This window comes from Halanaerobium saccharolyticum, from assembly GCF_004362045.1.
Taxonomy (GTDB): domain Bacteria; phylum Bacillota; class Halanaerobiia; order Halanaerobiales; family Halanaerobiaceae; genus Halanaerobium; species Halanaerobium saccharolyticum_C.
In genome coordinates this window covers 72,456-79,039 of the sequence record NZ_SNWX01000014.1, presented here as the reverse complement: position 1 = coordinate 79,039, position 6,584 = coordinate 72,456, and the positions used below count along the sequence as shown (strand labels likewise).

The following is a 6,584-nucleotide window of genomic DNA, read 5'->3' as shown; positions in this document are numbered from 1 at the left end:
GTAGATAGGCCAGAGGTGTAAGTGTAGTAATACATTAAGCTAACTGGTACTAATAGATCGAGGGCTTAATCATTATTTCCTATATGTATCTTTGATTGTATAGTTATCTAAATTTCAATCACAGATTAATTTTTAACGCTTATAGAAGCTTTATTCAGGAGAAAAAAGAACTCGCTGCGCTCAAACAGCTTTTTTCTTTGACCTTCATAAAGCATCTAAAAGCTAAATTAATCAAGTTCAGAAATTTAGACAACATAAATCTGTGAACTTTTCACTTAAAGATCAAAAGAAAAGAGCAGAACAATAACGAATTTCCGGTGGTAATTGCGGAGGGGCAACACTTGTTCCCATCTCGAACACAAAAGTTAAGTCCTCCAGCGCCTATGGTACTGCATTGGTAACGATGTGGGAGAGTAGGTCACTGCCGGTCCTTTTTTTATTTAAACTTATATTTTTAGAAAAAATATTAAAAATGACTGGAAATATTATTGTTTTTATGCTACAATATATTACAGTAAAAGAAAATATTATTATTTATATTCCCCGATAGCTCAGTTGGTAGAGCAGATGACTGTTAATCATCTTGTCGTAAGTTCGAGTCTTACTCGGGGAGCCATTTTTATTTAGAGACCTTTATAGGGTCTTTTTTTTTATTTTACTTTATAAAATTAATTATTATTTCTAATTTATTTTTGAAATTAGTTTTGGAATTGTTATATAATTTAATTAATAAGTTAATCTATAATTTAGAATAACACAATAGGAAGGTGATACTATGAAAGTAAAATGGTGGGGACATTCTACATTTTTTATTGAGAATAATGGAATAAAAATTATTACAGATCCTTATGATGACAGTCTTCCTTATCATCAAATAGAAGATAAAGCTGATTATGTTACAGTTAGTCACGGACATTATGATCATAATTCTGCTGAGCTTCTGGGAGGAAATTTTGAAGTTATAGATAGTTTAGATGGCCTAAAAAATAGTGAAATAGAAATTGAGGCAATCAAATCCTATCATGATAGTCATCATGGAGAAGATAGAGGAGATAATTTAATTTTTTTAATTAATATAGGAGATAAAAAAATTTGTCACCTGGGTGATTTAGGACATTTATTGGATGCTAATATTATAGAAAAAATTAAAAATGTTGATTTGCTTTTAATTCCTGTTGGTGGAAATTACACAATTGATGCAGAGCTGGCTTTTATAATAGCCAGAGATATAGATCCAGCTGCCATTATTCCCATGCATTATAAAACAGATATTTTGGATTTTCCAATTAATGGAGTTAAAAATTTTACTGATAAATTCGAGCAAAATGAGGTTGAATTTATTAATAGACCTGAAGTAGATATTGAAAATTTTAAGGATAAAAGAGTTATTGTACTTGATTATGTTTAATTTGATAAGATTTATTTAATCCCCCTTTTATTTCTTTATAGAAAAGAGGGGGTTATTTTATTAAAAGTTTTTTGAATATTATGTTGACAAACATAAACGAATATTATATAATCATAAATGAACAAAAACGAAAGTAAACAATCATAAACAATCACAACAATGAAATGAGGTTTTGTTAATGTTTGCCGAAGAAAGAAGAAAAAAAATTATAAGATTATTAGAAACAAAAAAAAGAGCAAGTGTTAATGAACTGAGTAAAAATTTTGATGTTTCACGTGCAACAATTCGGAGAGATTTAAGTGAACTTGAAAAATCTGGTTTTCTTCGTCGGACACATGGAGGAGCAATATTAAGCGGCAGCAGCAAATTAGAGCCCAGTTTTAAAGAAAAAGAAGATAAGTTGGCTGATGAAAAAAGGACAATTGGTAAAAAAGCTGCTGAAATAATTAAAGATGGAGATACAATATTTATTGATGCTGGGACTACAACCAGGCAGATAATTGATTTTTTAGAGGAAAAAAATGATTTAACAATTGTTACCCATGCCCTGCATATTATAAATAAAATTAATGAAGATAAGATTGATTGTGAATTAATAGTGATTGGTGGTAATTTTAAAAGATCAACTGAAGCTATGATTGGACCCCTGGCTGAGGATTATTTAAAAAAATTAAGAGTAGACAAAAGTTTTATTGGTTCAAATGGTTTCAATTTGGAATCTGCTGCGACTACACCGGATCTAAGTGAAGCAAAAATAAAAGAAATTGGTTTAGAAATTGCAGGTGAAAATTTTCTTCTATTTGATCAGAGCAAGTGGGAGGAAGTATATTTTTATAGATTTGCAGAATTAAAGCAAATAGACTTTATAATTACAGATTTGATTACTGAAAATCAGGAAAAAAGTTTAAAACAGGAAAATATTGAGGTTATTTTAGCTTAAATGTAAGAATGGAGGTGAGCAGATGATTCTAACAGTTACTTTGAACCCGGCTCTGGATAAGATAATTATTCTGGATAATTTGAAACTGGGTAAATTGAATAGAGTCAAAGAAACAACAGTCCTGGCAGGTGGAAAAGGTATTAATGTTTCGGAAGTTTTAACAGAATTAAAAATTGATAATAAAGCGCTTGGTATTGTCGGTGGTAATAATGGGAGAATTATTACTTCAATGCTGGAAAATAAAGAAATAAAATCAGATTTTGTCTGGTCTGATTTTGAAACAAGACAAAATTTAAAGGTCAAAGAAAAAGAAACCAATCGGGAAACAGAAATTAATGAAGGAGGTAGAGTAAGTAAGGAAAACATTGATGACTTTAAATCCTCTTTTGAAAAAAACATTAAGAAAAATAAGACATTTGTCCTCTCAGGTAGTCTACCATCAGGTGTAGAAAAAAATATTTATGCTGAGCTAATTGATAAAGCTAAAGAAAAAGAGGCAAAGGTTATTTTAGATAGCTCTGGCGAAGAATTTAAATTAGCCTTAAAAAAAGCTCCCTATTTAGTAAAACCAAATTTAGAAGAAATTGAAAACTTACTGGGAAGAAAAATAAATAATAATGATGATTTAAAAAAGGGTGCTGAATATTTAATTGAGCAGGGCGTAAATATCGTAATGATTTCTCTGGGCGCAAATGGGGCCTTTATTGCTTCTAAAGATGAAGCTTATAGAATTTATACTCCTCAGGTTAAAGTTTCTCAGACGACAGTTGGAGCTGGAGATACAATGGTTGCCGGCCTGGCTGCTGAAATAGATAATAATGAAAGTTTAAAAGACACAGGTATTTTTGCTGCTGCCTTAGCCACAGCTTTTGTAGAAACTGGTTCCATTTCTAAGATTGATGAAGAGTTGATTGAAAGAATAAAAAATAGTATTAAAGTTGAAAAAATATATTAAGCAGAGAAAAGGGGTATAAAAATGGAAGTAAATGAGTTTATAAATCAGAATTTAATTAAAATGAATCTTGTAAGTGAGGATAAAGATTCTGTGATTAAAGAAATGATAGAGATTATGGCCAAAAATGATATTATAACTGATAAAGAAGAAGTTATAAAGAAAGCAATGGAAAGAGAAGAAAAGGGTACAACCGGAGTCGGAAAAGGTGTTGCTATTCCCCATGTAAAAAGTGATGCTGTTAAGAGGCCTGCAGTTGCTTTTGGACGTTCAGATGCAGGAATTGATTATGGCTCTATGGATGAAAAACTAAGTCATTTATTTTTCTTAATTACTGTCCCGGAAGAATCTCATGATGAGCATTTAAAATTACTGGCTCAATTGTCCAGAAACTTAGTTCATGATGACTTTAGAGACAGCCTATTAGAAGCTAAAGACGAAGAGGAAATAATGAGTATTTTAGAAAATATTTAGAAAAGTTTTAAATATAATTTTAAAAGTTATTCAAAAATGAGGAGGATTGGTTTATGAAAAAAATTGTTGCTGTAACTTCCTGTCCAACTGGTATAGCACATACTTATATGGCTTCGGAATCACTGGAAGAAGCTGCAAAAAAAATGGATGTGCAGATGAAGGTAGAAACTCAGGGTTCTGTTGGAGTAGAAAATGAATTAAGTGAACAGGATATTAAGGAAGCAGATGCAGTTATAATTGCTGCTGATACAAATGTCAGTCATGAGCGTTTTGGTGGTAAGTCGATTGTTGAGGTAGCAGTGGCTGATGCAATTGATGATGCGGAATCTTTAATCAATCAGGCACTGGAAAAGGCAGAAAAGGGAGAAAAAACAGAAGTTAATGCAAATTTAAATAGTCAGGTTAGTGATGAAAAATCAAAAAGAAAGGCCAAAAGATCGGGACCATATAAGCACTTAATGACCGGTGTTTCCTTTATGCTTCCCTTTGTGGTAGCAGGGGGGTTATCTATAGCACTATCTTTTGTTTTTGGTATTAATGCTGCTGAACAGGAAGGTTCACTTGCGGCTGCTTTAATGCAGATTGGTGGAGATTCTGCCTTTGCTTTAATGGTTCCAATTCTTGCTGGTTATATAGCTTTCTCAATTGCTGATCGTCCCGGTATTGCTCCTGGAATGATAGGTGGTATGCTGGCAAGTAGTATTGGAGCTGGATTTTTAGGTGGTATTATTGCTGGTTTCTTAGCCGGTTATGTTACTCAATGGTTAAAAGAAAACATTAAGCTTCCAGAAAATCTTCAGGGCTTAATGCCTGTTTTAGTGTTACCTTTCTTATCCAGTTTAATTATCGGTCTCTTAATGATTTATTTAATTGGACCACCGGTAGAAGGGATAATGAATGGATTAGAGTCATGGTTACAGGGTATGACTGATGCCAATGCAGTTTTATTAGGTCTAATTTTAGGTGCAATGATGGCTTTTGATATGGGAGGGCCTGTTAATAAAGCGGCATACACATTTAGTGTTGGACTTTTAGGTTCAGAAATTTATGGGCCGATGGCAGCTGTAATGGCAGCTGGTATGACACCTCCACTTGGACTTGCATTAGCCACAGTATTGTTCAAAAATAGATTTACTAATCAGGAAATTGAAGCTGGAAAACCTGCCTGGTTTATGGGAATCTCCTTTATTACCGAGGGAGCAATTCCTTTTGCAGCAGCGGATCCAATTAGAGTAATTCCATCTATCATGACTGGTTCTGCAATTACAGGAGCTTTATCGATGTTATTTGGAGTAGGTTTGAGAGCACCTCATGGAGGTATATTTGTTTTACCAATTCCTAATGTTGTAACTAATCTTGGTTTTTATGCTCTAGCAATTATAGCTGGTACTATTGTCACAACATTTATGTTAAGGATATTAAAACCTAAATTAGCTGAATAAAAAAATAGAGAGTTAAAAACTATCAATATTTAGCATATAAATAGAATATTTGAGTTAAAGGAGGCATCAATTTTGATGTCTCTTTTTTCTATGTATTAATAATTAGAATAGGATTAGAATCAATTAAGTTCATTTGCTTATCATTAAAATTATGGTATAATAAATATCGGTGGACAAAAATTAAGAATATTTAAATTGGGAGTGTTTATTAATGAATTTAAAGAAAAATATTTTAATTATTGCAGCAGTATTGCTAGTAGTTTTATCTATGCCGGTTATGGCTCAAGATATGGAAGATGTTAACGAGGCAGTAACTGAAGAAACTCCAGAAGTTGCAGCATATGTAAATGGAGAAGAAATTTCAATGCAGGAACTTGAACAATTTGCTGGTGTAAGAAATATTTTAATGCAGATTTTACAATCAAACCAGGAATTTGGTTCTGTACTTTTACAGACAGAAGCTGGACAGAATGTTGTAGAAGAATTCCGCCAATTGAAGTTGGAGCAATTAATTACAAATGAATTACTTGTTCAGGAAGCTCAGGATAGAGGTCTTGAAGTTAGTAATGAAGAAATGAATAATATTTTCGATCAGCAGGTAAATGCTTTAAAACAGCAGAATAATTTAAATGATGAACAGTTAGAACAGGCTATTCAGCAGCAGGGATTTGAATCCATGCAGCAGTATAAAGATATGTTCTTTGAAAATAATATGAATGGATTTTTAGTTAATAAATTAAGAGAAGAAGTAGTAAATGAAGTTAGCGTAAGTGATGAAGAAGCAAAAGAGTATTATGATAATAATCAGCAGCAGTTTGAAACTTCTGAACAGAAAAAAGTAAGCCATATTCTATTTGATGATCAGGCTAAAGCTGAAGAAGTATTAGCTGAAATTAATAATGGTGCTGATTTTGCAGAAATGGCCAGAGAACATTCTACTGGTCCAACAGCAGAAAATGGTGGAGATTTAGGTTTTATAACTGCTAATGAGCAGGGTTTAGATAAAACTTTCCGTGATGCAGCTATGGAATTAAGTGTAGGAGAGGTAAGTTCTGAGCCGGTAGAGACTCAATTTGGTTTTCATTTAATCAAAGTCACTGATTTTAGAGAAGCTGGAGTTAGAGAGTTTGAAGAAGTTAAATCTCAAATCAAAAGTCAGCTGAGAAGCCAGAAGCAGAATCAGGCTTTTCAGGAATTTGTTGAAGGTTTAAGAGAAGAAGCAGAAATAGATATTAAATTATAGGACTAATTAAATATATTAAAATAAAAATTCCTGCTCCTGTAAAAAGGGCAGGAATTTTCTGCTTTGATTAGAGGATCAGATCTGATATTATAAGTATAGAGCTAGTTTTCTTCAAAAAAAGAATG

The 6,584-nt window shown here is 32.3% G+C and carries 6 protein-coding genes, 1 tRNA gene and 1 rRNA gene; all 8 read left to right on the top strand.

Annotation, left to right across the window (positions count from 1 at the left end; translation table 11 throughout):
* Window positions 1-313: 313 nt before the first annotated feature.
* The 8 genes from rrf to DFR79_RS09620 all read left to right on the top strand — a co-directional run bounded on the left by rrf (window position 314) and on the right by DFR79_RS09620 (window position 6,459).
* Window positions 314-430, top strand: a 5S ribosomal RNA gene (gene rrf / locus DFR79_RS09655).
* A 110-nt stretch (window positions 431-540) separates the two neighbouring features.
* Window positions 541-616, top strand: a tRNA-Asn gene (locus DFR79_RS09650).
* A gap of 159 nt (window positions 617-775) precedes the next feature.
* A complete protein-coding gene (locus DFR79_RS09645; protein WP_133515284.1) occupies window positions 776-1,408 on the top strand; it encodes an MBL fold metallo-hydrolase in 633 nt (210 codons plus the stop codon).
* Window positions 1,409-1,586: 178 nt separating this feature from the next.
* On the top strand, window positions 1,587-2,348 hold the full coding sequence (locus DFR79_RS09640; RefSeq protein WP_133515283.1) for a DeoR/GlpR family DNA-binding transcription regulator: 762 nt from the start codon (window positions 1,587-1,589) through the stop codon (window positions 2,346-2,348).
* Between the two features lie 22 nt (window positions 2,349-2,370).
* Window positions 2,371-3,303, top strand: a complete 933-nt coding sequence (gene pfkB / locus DFR79_RS09635; RefSeq protein ID WP_133515282.1) for a 1-phosphofructokinase — start codon at window positions 2,371-2,373, stop codon at window positions 3,301-3,303.
* A 21-nt stretch (window positions 3,304-3,324) separates the two neighbouring features.
* On the top strand, window positions 3,325-3,774 hold the full coding sequence (locus DFR79_RS09630; protein ID WP_133515281.1) for a PTS sugar transporter subunit IIA: 450 nt from the start codon (window positions 3,325-3,327) through the stop codon (window positions 3,772-3,774).
* A gap of 53 nt (window positions 3,775-3,827) precedes the next feature.
* Window positions 3,828-5,216, top strand: a complete 1,389-nt coding sequence (locus DFR79_RS09625; RefSeq protein ID WP_133515280.1) for a PTS fructose transporter subunit IIC — start codon at window positions 3,828-3,830, stop codon at window positions 5,214-5,216.
* Window positions 5,217-5,427: 211 nt separating this feature from the next.
* Window positions 5,428-6,459: a peptidyl-prolyl cis-trans isomerase gene (locus DFR79_RS09620; protein WP_133515279.1), complete on the top strand. Its 1,032-nt coding sequence runs from the start codon at window positions 5,428-5,430 to the stop codon at window positions 6,457-6,459.
* Window positions 6,460-6,584: the final 125 nt, after the last annotated feature.